Source organism: Gracilimonas qinghaiensis (assembly GCF_046602855.1).
Lineage (GTDB): Bacteria > Bacteroidota > Rhodothermia > Balneolales > Balneolaceae > Gracilimonas.
On the sequence record NZ_JBKINJ010000001.1, the window covers coordinates 1,597,496 to 1,618,322 of the forward strand.

Genomic DNA, 20,827 nt, shown 5'->3' on the forward strand with positions numbered 1-20,827 from the left:
GGGCTACATGCGCTTAGCATAAATCTTCAATAAAATTAGTTATCTATGATACCGAATAAATTACATTTCAAACTCAGTGCCTACATATTTGCATGTGTGGCTGCTCTGCTTGTTTGGGGCATTACGCCTGTTCAGGCACAGATCTTTGGCCATGGTCAGGATATTGAAAACCCAGACTATGAACACACTCTTATGCAGGATTTAGAATACAGAAATATTGGCCCGTTCCGTGGCGGACGTTCCGTAGCCGTTGCAGGTCATGCTGACCAACCTCACACCTATTACGGTGGTTTCACCGGTGGTGGTGTTTATAAAACTACCGATGGCGGCAACAATTGGTACAACGTATCTGACGGTTATTTTAAAACCGGATCCGTTGGTGCCGTTCAGGTAGCCCCTTCAAACTACAACGTAATTTATGCCGGTATGGGTGAAACCTGTATCAGGGGTAATATGTCGGCAGGTGACGGTATGTACCGTTCTGTGGACGGTGGTAAAACATGGGAACACATCGGTTTAGGTGATTCTCATTTTATTGGAGAGATCGTAGTTCATCCGGACAACGAAGATGTTGTTTGGGTTGCTGTGCTAGGGCACGCATTTGGAATGGAAGGAAATTCTGAGAGAGGGGTTTTCAAAACTACCGATGGCGGCGAGACCTGGGATAAGGTGCTCTTTCACAATGACAGAACCGGTGCTGTTGATATTGAGATAGATCCGAACAACCCGCGTATCCTTTATGCTTCTATGTGGGAAGCCTACCGAAACGCATGGGAGATGTCTAGTGGTGGTGAAGGCAGCGGCCTTTACAAAAGTACTGACGGCGGTGAATCATGGGAGAATATCTCACAAAGACCCGGCCTTCCCAAAGGCATGAAAGGGAAGATCGGTGTAGCTATTTCCCCTTTGAATTCTGACATCGTTTGGACTATAATCGAAGCAGATAATGGTGGCCTTTTTCGTTCAGATGATGGCGGAGAAACCTTCAGCAGAACTACTGCAGATCGTAACCTGCGTCAGCGTGCCTGGTATTACACTCACGTAGTTGCCGGTACCAACAGTGAAGATGAGGTTTATGTGCTGAACGTAGGTTTCCACAAGTCAATTGATGGTGGTGAATCATTTGAAAGATTAGGCACACCCCACGGCGATCACCATGATCTATGGATATCACCTAACGATGGTAACCGGATGGTTGTTGCCGATGACGGTGGTGCTCAGGTAAGTTATAACGGTGGAAAAAGCTGGTCTTCTTACCACAAATATGCCACTGCACAGTTTTATCAGGTAATTACTGATAATCAGTTTCCATACAGGATATACGGTGCACAGCAGGATAACAGTACAGTTGGTATTTTGAGCCGAACTTCAGGTTCCGGTATCACAGAAAGAGACTGGGCTCCAGTTGCCGGTGGTGAAAGTGGGTATATTGCCCCTGACCCTGAAGATCCAAATGTAACCTATGGTGGTAGTTACGGTGGGTATTTCAACAAATTCAACGACTTTACTGATCAGAGTGATCGTGTAGATGTATGGCCTGACAATCCAATGGGTGCAGGTGCTGAGGACCTCAAATATAGATTTCAGTGGACATTCCCGATCTATATCTCTCCTCATGATCCAAATGTATTATATGCAGCTTCACAGTACATACACCGTTCAACTGACGAAGGTATGAGCTGGGAAACCATAAGTGATGACCTGACCAGAAATGACAAATCAAAGCAAGGTCAGTCAGGCGGTCCGCTTACAAAAGATGACACTAGTGTTGAGTATTACAATACAGTTTTCACTTTTGCGGAATCAACCGTTGAGCCGGGTGTATTATGGGCCGGTGCAGATGATGGTTTAATTCATGTTAGCCGAGACAATGGTGAGACCTGGACTGAGGTAACTCCGGAAGGAATGCCTGAAGCCATGGCGAGTATTATAGACCCGTCCCCACACGATCCTGCTACGGCATATCTTGCAGCTAACCGGTATAAGTTCGATGACTTTTCACCCATGCTGTATAAAACTGATAACTACGGAAGAAGTTGGACCAAGATCACAAGCGGAATACCGGAAGGTGACTTTACCCGTGTAATACGTGAAGATCCAAATAAAAAAGGTCTACTTTATGCAGGTACTGAAACCGGTGTTTACGTTTCATTTGATGATGGTGGCAAGTGGCAGCCACTTCAGTTGAACCTGCCTGCTGTGCCAATCACAGATCTTACAGTCCACAAAAGAGACAAAGATCTGATCATTGCAACACAGGGTCGTTCATTCTGGGTCCTTGATGATTTGACTGTATTACATCAATTAAGCGATGAAGTTAAAAATTCGGATTACTATCTGTATAAACCGGAAACTACTTATCTCTTTGGTCGCCATTCTGAGCCAAGTCCAGGTGAAACATTTGGTGAAAATCCGGAATCCGGAGCAGTAGTTTATTATAACCTGAACGAAATACCTGACTCTGAAATACAACTTCAATTCCTGGAGAATGATGGAACTGTGATCAGAACGTTCTCTAATAAGGAAAGGCTTGACGGAACCCCTGTCGAGGAGTCAGAAAACTTCTATGAAGTAGAACACAACGTTCCCGGTGATGTATTAACCACAAAAATGGGCAACAACTCATTCGAATGGGACCTCAGATATCCTGGTGCAACAGATATTGATGGTACCCAGATTCTTTGGTCAGGTAATACATCCGGACCCGAAGCTATTCCTGGTACATATGAAGTACGACTGATCGTGGATGGTGATGTAGTTGGTTCGGAAAATTTTGAGCTGACTAAGGACCCCCGAATTGAAACTACTCAGGAAGACTTTCAGGCTCAATTTGATCTGCATCAAACCATTATTGCCAAACTTGATACCACTCATAAGACGATCAACCGAATCAGAGATGTTCGTACTCAGATCAATGATGTGAAGTCAGACTATTCCGGCAATACTGAAATTCAGGAACGTGCAGACGCAATGCTGAATGTTCTTGAAGAAGTTGAAAGTGCACTCATGCAGACTAAAGCTGAGTCGTATCAGGATGTTCTTAACTTCCCTATCAAGCTAAATAACAAACTTGCTGCGCTTGCAAGTACTGTTGCCACTGGTGACGGACGACCTACACAACAACAATACGAAGTGTATGTTGACCTTGCTGACAAGGTGGATGCCCAGTTAGAAAAAGTTGCACCTATCTTTGAAGGAGAACTTCCTAACCTTATTCAGGAAATAGAACAGCGCGCTATCCCAATTGACAACTAAAAGTTTTAGGTAATACAGCCTAAAAATATAAAAGCAGTGATAATCATTTATCACTGCTTTTTTTTGTTCAATAAATTAATCCGCTCAGTGAGCGCCTGCTGAGTTTAATAATTCCACTACATTATCATGGTGATGAGTTATGGCTTGATCCTTAGCTGACCAGCCCCTGTCATCATGAACATCCACGTCACTGCTCTGTTCTATCAAGTACTGCACTATTTTATAATGACCGTTTGTGGAAGCCCAATATAAAGCCGACGTACCTCTGTTATCTCTGTGATCTACCTCTGCCCCATTTTTAACTAATAATTTTACTATATCCATATGTCCGTATTTAGCTGCTTTTAAAAGAGCCGTTCTCTCATGGCTATCCTGTGTATCAACATTTATCCCTTCTTTAAGTAGCCGGGATATTGTTTCGATATTGCCGGTTTCTGCGGCTTCTAGAAATGCTTCATTATTCATGACGTATCCTCCTCAACTGAGTATTTAGATTGGCACCTGAATAGTAAATTTCAGGTAATCAAATGTCAAATTTGAAATACGACGTAAAAGTGAAGATTGAATGAATCATGGCATCTGTTACCTATTTATATCCAGGTATGCATGTGACATTGGACCAGGAATAAGAAGCAACTTTCTAAAACCTTGTTGTGTGATGTCGGGTTCATATAACACATAAAAATTGTTGATTTCTATAAAAAATTATAGCCTGCATCTAAATTCAACATATTTTTAAAACAATCTAAGTTGTTCGCCTGTATCCTTTATAAAATGTTCTGTGGATAGCTTATGCCTATTTTTATTCAACTCTAGTTTGTTTACATGAACATGGAAAAGATCTCGTATCTGTGCAGCATAGGAACCTTGACCTTTCATACGCTCACCCCATTTACTATTGTTCAATTTGCCATCTCTAATGTCGAGAAGCTTATTTAAAACTTTATTTTTGCGGTCTGGGAAATGTTGTTCCAGCCACTCAACGAACAGGTCCTTCACCTTATATGGCAACCGAACAATACTGTAACCGGCAAAATCTGCTCCGGCCTCTTTTGCACTCTCAAGTATGGATACTAATTCATGGTCTGTAATACCAGGAATTATGGGGGCAATATTTACACCTACAGGTATTCCTGCTTCTGAGAGTTTTCTTATAGCTTCCAGTCTCCTACTTGGACGTGAAGTTCGTGGTTCCATCACACCGGTGATTTTTTTATCCAAACTTGTGACAGATATCGTAACACTTATGCAGTTATACTCATTAAGTTTGGTTAGCAGGTCGATATCTCTCGTTACCAGATGATTTTTTGTGATCAAACCAACCGGGTTTCTGAATTCAGCCAGTACACTCAGGCACTCTCTGGTAATACCAAGTTCTTTCTCTATGGGTTGATAGATATCAGTAACTCCACTCATGGCAATAACCTGCGGCTTCCAATTATCAGCTCGAAGCTCTTTTCTCAGAATCGATGCCGCATCATATTTGACCATGATCTTACTTTCAAAATCCAGCCCTGAGGAAAAGCCAAGGTACTCATGATATGGTCGGGCATAGCAATATATACAACCGTGTTCGCAGCCTCTATATGGATTGATGCTTGCATTGAAACCAATATCAGGACTATTATTGTAGGTGATCAGCGATTTCGAGGCATCCCGTATTAGTTGAGTTTTAGGGGATGGCTTCTCACCTGTTTCCTCATCCAGGTCATAATCCACGTAATTTCCTTCAAACCTGTTGACCGGATTATCTGAAGCGCCTCGACCCCGGATAGCATTTTTGTCCATATTCATAAATAGTTTACATATTTCTTACATATAATATATGCAAACCAGTCAGCAAATTCAGGTGCCGGATCATAAATTAAAAAAAGGCTCAGATCAGAGATCTGAGCCTTTATAAATATCACTTTCAGTGCTTATTCACTGTATACCTTCTCTCCTGCAACCCATGTTTCCAATACATCGGTTTGCCATATCTCAATGGCGGGAACTTCAAAGAAATCACGATCTATAATAATGAAATCTGCCCATTTACCGGGTTCAAGACTGCCAAGTACATCTTCCTGATGTCCCGCATAGGCAGCGTCTAATGTAAAAGACCTTAGTGTCTCTTCCCTGCTTAGTTTTTCTTCAGGATACCAGCCGTTTGGTGGATTTCCCTCATGATCCTTCCGGGTGACTGAAGAATACAGCCCAAAGAATGGATTAACGTGTTCTACGGGGAAGTCAGAACCATTAGCTACTACGGTTCCCTGATCTAGAAACTTCTGCCAGGCATACGCTCCTTTAATACGTTCTGAACCAACTCGGTCCTCAGCCATATTCATATCACTGGTTGCGTGCGTAGCCTGCATAGAAGCAATGATATTGAGTTCTTTAAAACGTGGAATGTCTTCCAGCGAAACGATCTGTGCATGCTCGATCCTGTGGCGAAGGCCTTGGTCTCCAAATTCCTCAATGGCTTGTTCAAAAGCGTCCAATACCACATCATTTGCTCTATCGCCAATTGCATGGATATTGGTTTGATATCCATTTGAGATAGATTTATCAACCATTTCGTTCAATTCTTCCTGATCATAGAATAATAAGCCTCTGTTTCCGGGATCATCAGAGTACGGTTCCTTCATAGCTGCACCGCGACTCCCCAACGCCCCATCGGCAGAGATCTTTACACTTCTGAGGGCAAGCCTGTCATTTGCATATGATTTGATAGGACCATTCTTTGATAGCTTATCGAAATCGTCTCCTGTTCCGGCGATCATAGCATATATCCGTGTGATCATTTTACCTTCATCAGCAAAATTCTTGTACAGTTCCCAGGTTTGCGCCGGAATACCAGCATCATGTACGGATGTAATTCCTTCACTCGACATTTTTTCAAGGGCTTTTTCGAGTGCAAGTTTTCGCTCCTCTGCGGTCGGGGCCGGAATATGTTGGGTTACATAACTTTCTGCTGCATCAATAAAAACTCCGGTTGCCTTACCGCTTCTATCGCGGATCACTTTACCACCTTGTGGATCCGGAGTGTCCTGACTTATATTGGCGATCTCTAGTGCCTTTGTGTTTCCCCAGCCTGCATGGCCGTCAACACGAGTTAACCAAACCGGACGATCGGGAACAACCTTATCAAGATCGGCTGCTGTAGGAAATTCATTTTCGGGCCATAGTGTTTGATTCCACCCACGTCCCTGAATCCACTCTAATTCAGGATTTGCCTCAGCATAGGCCTTGATAGAGTCTAATGTAGCCTCAAGCGTTTCAATACCTGCCACATTAATATTTAATTCCTGAAACCCTAGCCCCATAACATGGGCGTGGGCATCAATTAAACCGGGCAAAATAGTTTTTCCTTCAACATCGATGGCCTCACCAATATTGGATAGCTCTTCACTTCCAACCTGTCTGACTTTTCCATCTTCAATGATCATTTTTTGAAAAGTGATCAGTGAGTCGTTGTAAAAGGTATAACCGTTAGCATTTACGAATGTCTTCACATCCGCATTATCTGAACAAGCCGTTAGCAATGCAGATAACATGAAAACAGTAATTAATAAATTTTTCATACACATAGTTTGATTAGAATTTTACTGAATATAAGCATTGAGTCATGAGATGATAAGTGAGCATCCAAATTAACCTCAATCAAGATCCTATTTTACAAAAGTTGACCTTAATTTAATGACTCAGGTTCGAAATAATTCAGATCAGGTCTGTTCTTTTCCATAAATCTTTTTTTACATATGAGGGAACCACATTAATATCATTTAGTTCCTCCATAGTGAAGAATTTCAAATCCTTAATGATCTGGTCTCGGTCATCTACCTCCGGATCTCTTCCTATACAAAGATTTCCACCAGTTCTTTCTACAGAATGATAGAATTCAATAGCATGAATTCTATTTTTTATCACTTCACTTACATATAATAGGTCTTTCACAGTAATATTCAAGCCTGTTTCTTCTTTGAACTCTCTTTCTAGGGCTTCACTGAGACTTTCACCGAAATCAACTCTACCACCCGGCGGTATCCATATAAGTTTATCTGTAACGGGTGAATGAAGTTTTATAAGCAGGATTCTCCCTTCTTCGATCAGAATACCACAAGAACGAACCCTGATCTTATCGGAGTATCTTTTCTTGTCCATTAATTTATTTAGCTACTTCTTCTTCTTCAGCTTTAAGTGAGTTGTACAGACTAGAGTCTTTTGCATTATGAAGACTGGCTTTAACGAAGTCCACAAACAGATGATGCGGGTTATTGACCGTACTCTTTAATTCAGGATGAAATTGAACTCCAACAAACCAAGGATGCTTAGGGATCTCAATGATCTCTACCAGGTCGCGCTCAGGATTCATTCCCGCCAGCTTCATTCCATTCTCGGTGAGCTTATACCTGAGGTTGTTATTAACCTCATATCGATGGCGATGACGCTCTTCTATGATCTCTTGACCATAAGCCCTGTATGCATTAGAATCTTTATCAAGCTTACATGTGTACTTACCAAGACGCATGGTGCCACCCATATTTTCGATATCTTTTTGATCCTGCATAATATCGATGATAGGATATTCGGTATCCTCATTAAACTCTGAACTGTTGGCTTCTTCCCATCCGCATACATTTCGTGCAAATTCTATAACAGCACACTGCATACCTAAACAGATCCCTAAGAAGGGAATGTTGTTGACCCGGGCATATTTTACGGATGCCAGTTTACCTTCAATTCCACGTCCACCAAAACCCGGTGCGACTAAAATACCGGAGATGTCCTTCAGATGTTCTGTCACGTTCTCTTTAGTAAGTTCTTCTGATTGGACCCACCGTATTTTCACCTTACAGTCGTTAACTGCACCGGCATGTATGAAAGCTTCAACAATCGATTTATAGGAATCGTGGTGTTCAACATATTTTCCTACCAGTGCGATCTCAATTTCACCGGATGGATTGCAAACCGCTTCAACAAATCCAAGCCAGTTATCTAAATTCGGTTCTTTGGTTTCTAGCTTAAGCTTTTCAATGACACGTTTATCTAGTCCCTCTTTCTGCATTAGCAACGGAACTTCATAAATACTGCTGGCGTCAATAGACTCTATCACATCTTCAAGATCTACATTACAGAACTGGGCAACTTTTCTGCGAATTGTTTCATCAAGAGGATGCTCGGTTCTGCAAACCAAAATATCAGGTTGAAGTCCACTTTCCGAAAGTGTTTTTACAGAATGCTGAGTTGGTTTAGTTTTCAATTCACCCGCAGCAGCCAGATAAGGCACTAAAGTGAGGTGAATAGACAGCGTATTATGCCGCCCTACATTATAACGCAGCTGTCGCACAGCCTCTATATAGGGCAAACTTTCAATATCGCCTACAGTACCACCGATCTCTACGATCACAATATCATAATCTCCGGACTGACCGAGTTTAAGGACATGCGATTGGATCTCGTCAGTTATGTGAGGTATAACCTGAACGGTTTTACCCAGATAAGCACCCTGACGTTCTTTTGTGATCACATCATAATAGATACGACCGGTCGTAACATTGTTATCCTGAGAAGTTTGTATATCAAGAAACCGTTCATAATGACCAAGATCCAGATCGGTTTCAGCTCCATCATCCGTTACATATACTTCACCGTGTTCGTAGGGATTCATCGTACCCGGATCAACATTAATGTAAGGATCCAGTTTTTGGATAGTTACCTTAAGACCCTGAGCGACAAGTAAACGCCCCAGAGATGCACAGATTATTCCTTTACCTAACGAAGAAGTAACCCCTCCGGTTACAAAAATATATTTAGTGGACATGCGAGATGTGAGTATGGTTGATGGATGTAAAATATAGGGGGTTCCCTACCCTCATTCAATGCAAAACGGGAATTATCCACCCTTACTTTTCCACATGTTATCCACAATTTGTTTAAGTACGTCCGGCTTATCACTGAAAATTCCGTTCACACCCCGTTTGATCATCTTTCTCATTTTTCGCTCACTATTTACAGTATAAACAAAAACCGGGATATTAGCGCCTGTTGCCTCTTCTGCCCACTTTTTTGAATATTGACGGTAACTGCAGTTAAAGGCATCTGCCTCATAGGCATCTACCAACTGTTTTGGCCCCATACCCTCAGATTGTTGCTTATCATACAACAAGCCAACAGCGATATTCACATCTAATTCCTTTAAATAGGCCACTGACCGGTAATCAAAACTAGAGAATAAGACATGATCCCTCATATCGTATTTCTTTACGAGGTTGTAGGCTTTTTCTTCAATACCATTTTTAAGTTCATCTGTGACTGCTTCTGTCTTTATCTCAATATTCAGAGCTATCTTGCCTCTGGCAAATATAAGCACTTCCTCCAAGGTAGGAATTCTTTCATGTGAATGCTTTTCCCCAAACCATGATCCCGCATCTAGTTTTGCTAACTCTTCATAAGAGTAGTCAACCACTTTGCCTTTGCCATTGGTTGTTCTATTTAGTGTTTCGTCATGAATCACAACAGGAATTCCATCTTTGCTTAGCAGAATATCCATTTCTATCATTTCAGCCCCCATATCATAGGCGGCTTTAAATGCACCCATGGTATTTTCAGGATAGTAGGCACTGGCACCCCGATGACCAATTACCACAAAGTTATCACCATTATCTGAATATAATGATACCGGAAGGGGCATATCATTCACCTGTGCATTTACTGAAATATTTAATAGGAAAAAGAAGGTAAGCGAACCTAATAACAAGAAACCGCAATAAGAAATGCAGCTATATCTACGATAAATAAGAGTTAACAGTCCCTTCAATTTTGATTGTTGATCACATGCTTGATCGCTTTTTGCAGCAATGAATCAAATGTACCTGCATAGGCAATAGTTCTGTGCAGCATGAACAGGCCGCTCATCAAGGAAATTGATCCAAATACAGTCATAAGAGTGGCTAGCCAAACCGGCTGAATACTTCCAATCAGTGAAAGCGCTACCACAGCACTGCCCAAGAATATCTGTAACAGGGAAGAAACGAAATAAAGACCATCAATAGAATGGACCTTATCCATAAACACGGATATTCGTGACGTTTTATTTGACTTTATATGATCTTGAAGATCGTTGCTAACGGTGGGATTTTTAAATTCTTCTTCTTCAAACATAACCTTTATCTTTCTTGCTAACTTATTAACCCATAACTTTCATTCATTATAATGAAAGTAGAATGGATTTAAAATAATTTATGCCAAATACTGACAATTTTTTCATCTACGGTCGAAATCCAGTGGAAGAAACCCTGAAGGAAAGGCCTCACGAGGTCGATAAGATCTTTGTGAAAAATAACATCAAACCATCTACTTACAAGGATATTTCAGAACTTGCAGATCAAAATGAAGTTCCCCTTGTTAAAGTTCCCGGAGCTAAAATTTACGGCCTGGTTGGCAAGGTAAATGACCAGGGGTTTGTGGCACAGATAAGTGCTGCAAAATACACCGATTTTTTTGATTGGGCCGAAACTCTGATCCTTACTGAAAACCCCGCTGTTCTGTTACTTCATGGTATCGAGGATCCCCACAATTTTGGAGCTATACTGCGCTCAGCTGCCGGGGCCGGTATTGATGCGGTGATCATCCCCATGCAAAATCAGGCTCCAGTCAATGCTACCGTATTCAAGACCTCTGCCGGAACAGCCGGAAGAATTCCTATCATCCGCGTGCATAACCTTAATCAGGGATTGAAAGATCTCAAAGCAACAGGATTTGAAATCGTAGGACTGGATGGCAGTGCTAAAAAAGAACTATGGCAAGCAGACCTTGACAGACCGATAGCTTTTATGATCGGGAATGAAGGGGAAGGCATTTTACCGGAAAACCTTAAGAGATGTGATTCACTTATCAAGATCCCTATGGAGAATAACGTAGAATCATTAAACGCATCTGTGAGCGCAGCATTGGTTTCTTATGAATGGAAGAGACGAAGGTCAAATTAGTACCTATTTGTATAATAGGTAAGGTTGTCTTTTAGTTTTAAAAATGCTGACATCTTCTTCCCAGCCGGGTAATGGTTTACCGCTCTCAATAGAAGACTCAATATCTATCCCAAACAGCTTGTTTGCAAAGTTTGTGACCTCAAAGTTGTCTGTATGTTCTCTTGCGTAGACTAAAAGATCTAATCCCAGCTTCAAAGGATCAGTGTTTTCATAACCGTTTGGAAAAGAGATCTTTATCCCTTTAGATGGTATATTTTCCAATTTGGGAATTAAAGCTTTACCAGGAATATTTTTGGGAATAAAACAGACTGAGTCGAGCCTAACGTGGTGTTTTTCCTCAAGATTCCTGATATCAGATGAGTTATAGGTAAAACCGGGTGATCCAATGGTCAAAAACGGTTCGTCAGTTCCCCTGCCTTCTGAAAGGTTAGTACCTTCAAAGATCACCGTTCCTGTATAGGCAAATGCATGATCGAATGATGGCAAGTTAGGAGACGGCGCTATCCAAGGTAACTTGGTGTCCGGCCATATCATCTTGCGATTCCATCCTTCCATTTCAATGACCTTGTATTTCAGGTTATCTCCTGTATTGATCCACCCTTCACCAACCGCCATCTGTGCGATCTCCCCCATGGTAAGACCATAGACTATGGGCATAGGATAATAACCGACAAACGATTTATATCTCTCTTCCAGAGTCCATCCGGCAACATACTCTCCGCCTAATGGGTTGGGGCGGTCAAGGACCCATACCTCCTTATCATTCTTCCAGGCGGCTTCAAGTACCATACCCATCGTTGCGCTGTAGGTGTAAAACCTGACTCCCATATCAGGCAAATCAAATAGTAATAGGTCTACTTTATCGAGCATTTCTGCAGACGGTTTTTTAGAACTTCCATACAACGAATAGACCGGTAAACCTGTAGACCGGTCTACTCCGTCTTCAATGATCTCTCCGGCCGCGGCCTCACCCCTAAAACCATGTTCTGCGGCATATAAGGCTCTAATATTTACACCAAGGCTCAATAAAGTATCCAGCATGTGGGTGCCATCAACTCTGGAGGTGGGATTCATGATCAACCCAACTTTTCTTCCCTTTAGCTTTTCCAGATGCTCATCCAATAACACTTCCGCTCCGGTTTTTACTGCCGGTGAGTTCTGACTTTGAATATCACTGCAGCTGAGTATTGTCAATGTGAAAAATAACAGCAGAGGTAACGTTTTCATGAAGACGATTTATGATTGAAATAAAAAGCCTCGTTCAACATAATTAAACGAGGCTTAAGATATTATAAAAGCGGTTGGATCAAGCCTGATTTGCAACAACTTCTGATTCAGCAAAGAAGTATGCCGCTTCGATCTTGCCATTCTCAACGGAATCAGAACCGTGAATAATATTTTCACCAACACTGTCTGCAAAATCAGCCCGTATAGTTCCTTCCTCAGCTTCAGCAGGATTTGTAGCACCGATCAGACTTCTAAAATCAGTGATCGCATTTTCTTTTTCAAGTATCATTGGTACACAGGCCCCACTGCTCATGAACTCACAAAGTTCATCATAAAACGGTCTTTCTTTGTGAACTGCATAGAAACCTCCGGCAGTGTCTTTGGTCAGCCGAGTCATTTTCATTGCCAGAATTTTAAATCCAGCTTCTTGAATTCTTTTGGTAACCTCTCCGATCAGACCCTTTTTTACGCAGTCTGGTTTTAGAATAGTCAGTGTTCTTTCTTTAGCCATTATTATTGTGTCTTAAATTTTTGTAACATTTAGTTATAGAGATACTCTATTTCTTTACCTCGAAGATACGGGTTCGTTCATCAAGTTTCGAACTTTTAGTACTTTTTGGGAAAGATATCCTGTTATTTATTTTTCATGAAGGAAGGACAACAAATACATCGCTGGGTCTTTAATTTGGCAGCTTCACCTGCCAAGTTGTGGCCTTATGTATCAGACACTAATCGCATATTCAGGCTTCTGGGTGCTCCACCCGTTCAGGAAATGCCTCTTTCACGAAATACTCCAAAAGGATATTTAGAACTATCTCATAGTATTCTGAATTCTCAGGTCACTTGGCAGGAAGAGCCTTACGCGTGGGAAACTCCTTTTAGGTTCAAAGTCACCCGTAATTATAAAGTCGGCTTTCTGGAGCACTTGTCAATTTTTACAGAATGCATTGAGACAGATGAAGGAACAAAACTGATCGTTAAAATCACAGTTGAGCCTTCAAACTCATTACTCTACTATCCAATCAGATTGTACGTAAACTACGTTCTAAAAAAGAAGCTGGCCGATTACCTTGAGATCGTGGATAATTCTGTGAGCCAGGGATTACACCCTTACGAACTGAATGAAGAAAAATCACTGATCAGAGGCGCTGATAAAAAGATTAAAAGGATCACTAAAGAGCTGGAAGAAAAGACCAAGCGTAAGCGGATCGTTCGCCACCTTATTGAACTTATCAGAAAAGCGGAGGATGAAGACCTTAAAAGTATTCATCCATACAGTTTGGCCAGGTATTGGGGTGAAAAAAAATATTCGGTTCTTAATGTATTTCTTCACGCCACCAATCTTGACCTTCTTGACTTCAGTTGGGACATTTGTTGTCCAAAATGCAAAAGTCCAAAAAATAACTTCCGGAAACTACAGGATACTAGGGGTCACTTATATTGTGAGGATTGCAATGACGATTACATTATGGATTTCAACAAGAACACGCATCTTGTGTTTAAACCACATCCTCTTATCCGAAATGTTTCTAATAGATCGTATTGCTTAGGTGGACCTGGCAGTAAACCCCACCGTGTAGTTCAGCAAAGTCTGTTGATCGGTGATGAACGTTATCCTGAATTACAACTTGAGGAAGGTACTTATCTTTTCAGGACTCATAATCATGAAGGACATTTGGTTTTTCATGTACGTGAAAATGGCACCGATAACGTGAATATTTATGTGACTGACGAAGATTTTCATAGTCAGAGTATCACCATTTCCAAAAATCCGAACCTTGGTATCTTCAATCATTCCTCTCAGCCAATGGTTTGTTTCTTCGACAAACTTAATTGGAAGGAAGAAGCCATTTATGCCACTGAAGTATGCTCCAATGTTGATTTCAATACCCTTTTCCCGAATGAAACCTTGAAAGAAACGAGTAAGGTGAGGGCCTCTGAGGTCACCATGTTATTCACCGATCTGATGAATTCCACAGAACTTTATGTTAAGGAAGGTGATGAAACTGCTATCGGCCGTGTGATGGGGCATTTTAGAGTAATCCAACAGATCATTGCCGAGGAACGCGGTGGTATTGTAAAAACTATAGGTGATTCAGTTATGGCTGTTTTCTGGGAGCCGGTCTCTGCCTTGAAAGCTGTTCAGAGAATTCAACAAATATTCAGCAATTCATCTGCCGTTGGTAATGCTTTTAAGATCAAGGCCGGAGTGCATTTTGGAGACTGCACAGCTGTAAACCTCAACGGCCGTATCGATTACTTTGGTACTACAGTAAACCTGGCCTCTCGTCTGGTTGATGCAGCATCAGAAAAAGAGATAATGCTTTCCGAAGCCCTCTATGAGCATCCTGACATCAAACTTTATCTAGATAAAAACACCAAAACCTTCTTCGTTAAAGACAGTTCCAAGGAACTTAAAGGATTCAGTGAAGAGGAAATCAAAGTTAAACAGATCCGACTCGAACGCCCACCAATGCGTCTTGTTATATAGTTAGGCAGCTGTTAATATTTTATACCTGCACTTTTCAAAGCTGACCTTACATTTGTTTTTATATTTGCCCTTACCTTCGCATCTTTAAGAGTAACTCTCACTCAAAGTTTATCATAATGTCTTCAAATAAAATGCATCCTTCCATTGCTGATAGCATTCAGTCAATGAAGCCTAAAAAAAACATCGCTCTCATTGCTCATGATCATCGTAAAATGGATCTGCTTGATTGGGCTGAATACAACAGCGAAATCTTGTCTGATCACAACCTTTTTGGAACCGGAACGACCGGAAAATTAGTCTCAGAAAAAACTGAACTGCCGGTATTCAGATTCAAAAGCGGTCCGCTTGGCGGCGATCTTCAAATCGGTACAGCCATTGTCCAGAATGAAATAGATGTGATGATCTTCTTCTGGGATCCCCTTCAGGCACAACCTCATGATGTGGATGTAAAAGCCTTACAAAGGATCAGTATTGTATACAATATCCCGATGGCCTGTAACCGTTCGTCAGCTGATTTCCTGATCACTTCACCACTCATGAAGACAAAGTATGATCGATTCATCGTAGACTATAGCCAACGTTTCAAAAAAGACTTTGATGCCGAATAAGTTAGCCAAAGAAAAAAGTCCATATTTACAACAACATGCCGATAACCCAGTAGACTGGTACCCTTGGGGTGATACGGCTTTTAAAAAAGCTAAAAAAGATAATAAGCCGGTATTCCTTTCCATAGGCTATGCAACCTGTCATTGGTGCCACGTTATGGCTCATGAAAGTTTTGAGGATCCCGAGATTGCAGAGATGATGAACGAGACCTTCATTAATATCAAAGTCGATCGGGAAGAGAGGCCTGACATCGATAATATGTACATGACCGTCTGCCAGATGCTGACCGGGCAGGGTGGCTGGCCCTTAACCATCATTATGTCACCAGATAAAGAACCCTTCTTTGCAGGTACCTATATTCCAAAAGATGCCCGATTCAACCGTATAGGACTGCGGCAGCTTATACCTGGAGTGGCAGGCATGTGGAAAAATGAACCAAAACGAGTCAAAAAAGCCTCTGAAAAGATCAAAGAAGGCTTCCAGCGATCTCAGGATTTTGAAGGAGGAATGTTTCCCGGAACAGAGGCTACTGATTTTGCTGCAGAACAGCTTACCAAAAGTTTTGACACAGAGCATGGAGGATTTGGAACAGCACCCAAATTTCCAAGTCCCCATAACCTCATGTTTTTATTACGACAGTGGAAAATAAGTGGAGATCAACGGTTTTTAGATATTGTAACAGATACTCTTACCAATATGCGTTTAGGTGGAATTTGGGATCATATTGGGTATGGATTTCATCGATACTCTACCGACCGGGAATGGCTTCTCCCTCATTTTGAGAAAATGCTGTATGATCAGGCTTTACTTCTGATGGCATGTACAGAAACATGGCAGGCAACAAAAGATCCGCTGTTTCGAAAAACAGCTTATCAGATCATACATTACGTAAAACGGAAACTCCGGCATCCTGAGGGTGGCTTTTATTCAGCCGAAGATGCCGACAGTGATGGTGAGGAAGGTAAATTCTATGTATGGACACGTTCAGAATTGAGTAATAACCTTGACAAAGACGAACTTCAGTTCTTCACTGATCATTTCAATATCAAAGAAGAAGGCAACTTTAAAGATGAAGCAACAAAAAAACTGACCGGAGCTAACATCCCTCATCTCAGCTCATCTCTTAATGATAATGAATCCGAAACCTTCCAGACAATCAGAGAACATTTATTTGATAAACGGGAAGAGCGAGAGCACCCTTTGCTTGATGACAAGATCCTTACTGACTGGAACAGTTTGATGATAGCAGCCATTGCTAAAGCAGGCTTCATTTTTAGTGATGAAGATCTCATAGAATTTGCAGAGAGAGGTATAGCTTTTATCAATAATAACCTAGTTCATTCCGGACATCTACTTCACAGATACAAAGACGGGGAAGCCGGTATAGACGCCATGGCGGATGACTATGCTTTTTTGATCTGGGCCCTGATAGAATGCTATGAGGCCACATTTAAACCTGAATATCTTGAACAAGCCCTTAGCTGGAATAAGAAATTTTCAGACGTGTTCTGGGATATTGAAAATGGTGGGTACTATTTCAGTATGCAGCAGGAAGATCAGATATACGGTCCTCAAAAACAGCTTTATGACGGTGCAGTACCATCATCAAACTCAGTTTCACTTTGTAACCTGATCAAACTTAGTCGACTAACCGGAAAAACAGAACTTGAAGAAAAAGCTCAAAAGATCGGAGAAACATTTTCGGCAGAACTGATCCGCTCAGGTTCAAGTATCACTCAGAGTATGCAGGCAATTCAGTTTCTGAATGCTGATTCAAAAGAAATTACTTTTGTCTCCCCTAATAAAGATAAAGAGCTTTTCAACAAACTGTTCCAGGAGCAGTTTGAACCTTTCAATGTAGTACATTTCAAACATGAGTATAATGCTTTAAAACTGGCAAATGTTGCCCCATACACAGGCTCACAGGAAGTAAAAGAAAACAAAACAGCTCTATACGTTTGTACTAATTTTACCTGCAAACAACCGATCTTTGATCCTAAAGAAATGATAGATTCATTGCACAAATAAGAAAAGCTCTCGTTCATTAAAGAGAGCTTTAAAATGTAATGTGTGAAGCAGAGCCTGTTTTAGCGTTCCATCATCATCCTAAAAACATAGTCTTTAAAACTCATCAGTGTAACACCACTTGGTATTTCGACCATAGACTTGGCGACAGAAGAACGATTCACGTTATTGACCTTCATAATAGTTTTTCTTTCATCTCCTTCAACTGCTTCGATCAACATTGGAAAGTTCTTTCCCTTGAACACAACATCCTGAGCGACACCATTTATCTCTGAATCGATGCTTTTTGGCATGTTATTCCATTTTTCGGCTAACATCCCCCAGTTAATGTCAATTTCTGGAGCCAGCCAAACAGACAAGTGCTTGTTTGGATTTTCAGAATCTGTAATGATCATCTCAGCAGTTTCATACCCCAAAATTGTTTGAGTTCTATCAGAAAAGCTGTAGTCAGGTTTTGGTGTATTCCGGTTTTCCTTTGAATCACCCCCCCAACTGCTCAGCATCTCAACCAAACCCTCGATCTCTACTTTTGTGACCTGTAAAGCCTGATCTTTCTCAGTCATGATCACAAAATCTTTCATATCATTTCGGATCAACAAACCATCTGTAGACATTTGATCCATCACTGAAAAATTATCCTGACCTTTAAACATGATCCTGTTAGGGGTAGCATATAAGTTCACCTGACTCACTTCTATCTTTCCGTCATCCTCAGAAAAAACATCCATAGTGATCTGCCCCTCGAACTGAGCATGAACTGAACCTGAAAAAAGGGCTAAAAAAAAGATAAGCCCAAGTAGTGATAATTTTTTATTTAACATATAAATTGATTTTGATTTAGAGGTCAAATTTTAAACGCTTTAGAAATTGATTTGTTACGTGTCAGGCCGGAATAAGATCTTCCATTCCTACGTTTACTTTTTTGATCCACCCGCCTGCAAGTACGTCATCTCCCTCATAACATACAATGGCTTGTCCGGGTGTAATTGCTTCCCGACCTGCAGGAAAGTGAACTTTCATTTCAGTATCGCTGAGCTGGGTCAAGAGACCAATCGCGCCGTCATCATTATATCTAATGGAACCTGTTATCTCCATTTCATCTTCCGGGATCTTATCATATTTGACAAGATTCATCTCCCCTGCAACAAGTGTTGAACTCACAAGATCTTCTTTCTCACCGATCGTGATGGTGTTTGTTATAGGATTTATATGAGTAACGTAAACAGGCTTGCCCATTGCAAGATCAAGACCTCTCCGCTGACCTATGGTGTAAAATGGATATCCTTCATGTTCACCAACTACTTTTCCATTCTGATCCACAAACTTGCCACCGGAAACTCTTTCTTCCAGACCATCAACACGGTCTTTCAGGAACCTTCGATAGTCATCGTCAGGAACAAAACAGATCTCATAGGAATCAGGCTTGTTAGCCACGTTCAAAAGACCGTGATCTTCAGCAATCTGACGAATTTCAGTCTTTGGATATTCTCCCAATGGGAAGATAGTTCGTGCCAGATGCTTTTGATCGACTCCCCAGAGTGCATACGATTGATCTTTTTTCGGGTCATGCCCCCGGGATATCACATGCCGGCCATTTTCCGCCCGAACTTTTGCATAATGCCCTGTGGCAATATAATCACATCCTAGATTATCAGCCCGTTTCAGCAAGGCTGCCCATTTAATGTGTGTGTTACATAGCACACAAGGATTTGGCGTTCTGCCATCCATATAATCATCTACAAAGCGGTCTATCACCCAGTCTCCGAATTCCTCACGAATATCTACAATAAAGTGCTTGAAGCCATGATTCACAGCTATATGGCGAGCATCATTCATAGACTCAACTGTACAACAACCGGTTTCCTTACCCGAATTACCACCACTTCTGTGATAATCCCATGTTTTCATCGTAATACCGATCACTTCGTAGCCTTGTTCTTGCAACATTACAGCAGCAACCGATGAATCCACACCGCCGCTCATAGCTACTAAAACTCTTCCTTTTTTACTCATAGTACTAATTTATAAACTTTTTATCTGGCGCAAGCCAAGTAGAAATATAAGGTTTTTTTAGGTGAAGGACGATGACCGTTGATTGTTAATGGCTATTTAACCAATAGTCTCTTATATACTCGGTTCGACACCATACCCCGAATAAATAACTACCTCATGTTTAAGAAATTGTTTCTCACCATCACTGTACTTTTGCTTCCTTTCTCCAGTGAGCTAATAGCTCAGCAAGCAGCATTTCCCATTATAGAAAACTACGGTGGGATTTATGTAATACCGAATTCAGTAGATCCGGAACCTGATCGGGAATATAAAATCGTTGTTGACCTCAAAACACTTCAGCGGGATAAATCCAGTATTAATCCCGGGCTTAATAATGTAGCACGAATGATCAATCTACATGCTTTGGGCGGAGTTAAACATGAAAACCTGAAAGTTAGTGTAGCTATTCACGGAGGAGCTACTGATGTTACCCTGACCAACAAGGCCTATCAAAAAAGGTATGAGATGGACAATCCAAATATTCCCCTCATTAAAGAACTCAAGGAAGCGGGTGTTGCACTTTACGTTTGTGGTCAGTCACTGATAGCCAGAGAATATGAGTATGGTGAGATCCATGAACAGGTCAGATTGGGATTGTCGATGCTCACAGTATTTACTACGCATGTTCAGAACGGATATGTACCCATGGTGTTTGACTGAACAATGAAACTCAGGTCTCAGGTCTCAGGTCATATAAAGATAAGGTTTCCACGGCTCTTGAACGCCCCCATTGGAATCCCTAAAGAAAGTAATCGGTACCGGTCTGTATGGCTTGCTCAATAATTCCATCTTAGCCTCTTTTGGGGTACGATTCCCTTTTCTGACGTTGCAACGATCACAAGCCGTAGTCAGGTTTTCCCAGGTATCTTTGCCTCCCCGGCTTTTCGGCATAATATGATCGATGGTAAGACCCGATTTCTTTCCGCAATACTGACAGGTATAATCGTCCCGCCGCATCACATTTCTTCTTGATAATACGATCTTGCTATACGGAACCCGAATATAGTTTCTCAACCTTATCACAGATGGAAACTGAAACGACCTTCGCGTGGTTCTTAATTCCTTTTCAGGGTCATCATGCAAAAGTTCAGCTTTTTCCAAAAAGATCAGTTTCATAGAGCGCTGTACTGAGCAAACACTCAAAGGCTGATAATCCTGATTTAATACCAAAACATTCGCATTCATTGAGCATCCAATT

General features: G+C 41.4%; 18 protein-coding genes. 6 read left to right on the forward strand and 12 right to left on the reverse strand.

The annotated features are described in order from the left end of the window. The first annotated feature begins 45 nt into the window (after positions 1-45). Complete coding sequence (locus tag ACKGJO_RS07215; RefSeq protein ID WP_411322739.1) at positions 46-3,255, forward strand: WD40/YVTN/BNR-like repeat-containing protein; 3,210 nt, start codon at positions 46-48, stop codon at positions 3,253-3,255. An 84-nt stretch (positions 3,256-3,339) separates the two neighbouring features. On the opposite strand, the gene ACKGJO_RS07220 is transcribed toward ACKGJO_RS07215, so the two are convergent. From ACKGJO_RS07220 to ACKGJO_RS07250, 7 genes are all read right to left on the reverse strand, one after another. Beyond that, a complete protein-coding gene (locus tag ACKGJO_RS07220; protein ID WP_411322740.1) occupies positions 3,340-3,720 on the reverse strand; it encodes an ankyrin repeat domain-containing protein in 381 nt (126 codons plus the stop codon). A 270-nt stretch (positions 3,721-3,990) separates the two neighbouring features. Continuing rightward, the gene (locus ACKGJO_RS07225; RefSeq protein ID WP_411322741.1) at positions 3,991-5,043 is read right to left on the reverse strand and encodes a PA0069 family radical SAM protein; all 1,053 of its coding nucleotides are present in this window, start codon (positions 5,041-5,043) and stop codon (positions 3,991-3,993) included. Positions 5,044-5,174: 131 nt separating this feature from the next. After that, positions 5,175-6,821 carry an amidohydrolase gene (locus tag ACKGJO_RS07230; protein ID WP_411322742.1) on the reverse strand — a complete coding sequence of 549 codons (1,647 nt, stop codon included), beginning with the start codon at positions 6,819-6,821 and terminating at the stop codon, positions 5,175-5,177. 136 nt (positions 6,822-6,957) lie between these two features. Continuing rightward, complete coding sequence (locus ACKGJO_RS07235; protein WP_411322743.1) at positions 6,958-7,401, reverse strand: NUDIX domain-containing protein; 444 nt, start codon at positions 7,399-7,401, stop codon at positions 6,958-6,960. A gap of 4 nt (positions 7,402-7,405) precedes the next feature. After that, positions 7,406-9,061, reverse strand: a complete 1,656-nt coding sequence (locus ACKGJO_RS07240; protein ID WP_411322744.1) for a CTP synthase — start codon at positions 9,059-9,061, stop codon at positions 7,406-7,408. Between the two features lie 72 nt (positions 9,062-9,133). After that, the gene (locus ACKGJO_RS07245) at positions 9,134-9,931 is read right to left on the reverse strand and encodes a glycerophosphodiester phosphodiesterase (RefSeq protein WP_411322745.1); all 798 of its coding nucleotides are present in this window, start codon (positions 9,929-9,931) and stop codon (positions 9,134-9,136) included. 122 nt (positions 9,932-10,053) lie between these two features. Then, positions 10,054-10,401 carry a hypothetical protein gene (locus ACKGJO_RS07250; RefSeq protein WP_411322746.1) on the reverse strand — a complete coding sequence of 116 codons (348 nt, stop codon included), beginning with the start codon at positions 10,399-10,401 and terminating at the stop codon, positions 10,054-10,056. Between the two features lie 80 nt (positions 10,402-10,481). Here ACKGJO_RS07250 and rlmB point away from each other — a divergent pair, with 80 nt between their 5' ends. Next, positions 10,482-11,228 carry a 23S rRNA (guanosine(2251)-2'-O)-methyltransferase RlmB gene (rlmB, locus tag ACKGJO_RS07255; RefSeq protein WP_411322747.1) on the forward strand — a complete coding sequence of 249 codons (747 nt, stop codon included), beginning with the start codon at positions 10,482-10,484 and terminating at the stop codon, positions 11,226-11,228. A gap of 3 nt (positions 11,229-11,231) precedes the next feature. On the opposite strand, the gene ACKGJO_RS07260 is transcribed toward rlmB, so the two are convergent. Next, positions 11,232-12,455, reverse strand: a complete 1,224-nt coding sequence (locus ACKGJO_RS07260; RefSeq protein ID WP_411322748.1) for an exo-beta-N-acetylmuramidase NamZ family protein — start codon at positions 12,453-12,455, stop codon at positions 11,232-11,234. Between the two features lie 79 nt (positions 12,456-12,534). Continuing rightward, positions 12,535-12,966 carry a nucleoside-diphosphate kinase gene (gene ndk / locus ACKGJO_RS07265; RefSeq protein ID WP_411322749.1) on the reverse strand — a complete coding sequence of 144 codons (432 nt, stop codon included), beginning with the start codon at positions 12,964-12,966 and terminating at the stop codon, positions 12,535-12,537. A gap of 135 nt (positions 12,967-13,101) precedes the next feature. Between ndk and ACKGJO_RS07270 the strand changes: the two genes are divergently transcribed. The 3 genes from ACKGJO_RS07270 to ACKGJO_RS07280 all read left to right on the forward strand — a co-directional run bounded on the left by ACKGJO_RS07270 (position 13,102) and on the right by ACKGJO_RS07280 (position 17,580). Beyond that, positions 13,102-14,946 (forward strand): adenylate/guanylate cyclase domain-containing protein, encoded by a 1,845-nt coding sequence (locus ACKGJO_RS07270; protein WP_411322750.1) that lies wholly within the window; start codon positions 13,102-13,104, stop codon positions 14,944-14,946. A gap of 164 nt (positions 14,947-15,110) precedes the next feature. Continuing rightward, positions 15,111-15,554 carry a methylglyoxal synthase gene (locus ACKGJO_RS07275; protein WP_411323283.1) on the forward strand — a complete coding sequence of 148 codons (444 nt, stop codon included), beginning with the start codon at positions 15,111-15,113 and terminating at the stop codon, positions 15,552-15,554. Next, a complete protein-coding gene (locus tag ACKGJO_RS07280) occupies positions 15,544-17,580 on the forward strand; it encodes a thioredoxin domain-containing protein (protein WP_411322751.1) in 2,037 nt (678 codons plus the stop codon). Before ACKGJO_RS07275 ends, ACKGJO_RS07280 begins: the two co-directional genes overlap by 11 nt. A 59-nt stretch (positions 17,581-17,639) precedes the next feature. On the opposite strand, the gene ACKGJO_RS07285 is transcribed toward ACKGJO_RS07280, so the two are convergent. Next, complete coding sequence (locus tag ACKGJO_RS07285) at positions 17,640-18,398, reverse strand: DUF4412 domain-containing protein (protein WP_411322752.1); 759 nt, start codon at positions 18,396-18,398, stop codon at positions 17,640-17,642. 61 nt (positions 18,399-18,459) lie between these two features. Further along, positions 18,460-19,590, reverse strand: coding sequence for a tRNA 2-thiouridine(34) synthase MnmA (gene mnmA / locus ACKGJO_RS07290; RefSeq protein ID WP_411322753.1), 1,131 nt, complete (start codon positions 19,588-19,590; stop codon positions 18,460-18,462). A gap of 156 nt (positions 19,591-19,746) precedes the next feature. Between mnmA and ACKGJO_RS07295 the strand changes: the two genes are divergently transcribed. Continuing rightward, positions 19,747-20,289 (forward strand): DsrE family protein, encoded by a 543-nt coding sequence (locus ACKGJO_RS07295; RefSeq protein WP_411322754.1) that lies wholly within the window; start codon positions 19,747-19,749, stop codon positions 20,287-20,289. A gap of 24 nt (positions 20,290-20,313) precedes the next feature. Here ACKGJO_RS07295 and ACKGJO_RS07300 read toward each other — a convergent pair whose 3' ends face one another. Then, positions 20,314-20,814, reverse strand: a complete 501-nt coding sequence (locus ACKGJO_RS07300; protein WP_411322755.1) for an HNH endonuclease — start codon at positions 20,812-20,814, stop codon at positions 20,314-20,316. Between the last annotated feature and the right edge of the window lie 13 nt (positions 20,815-20,827).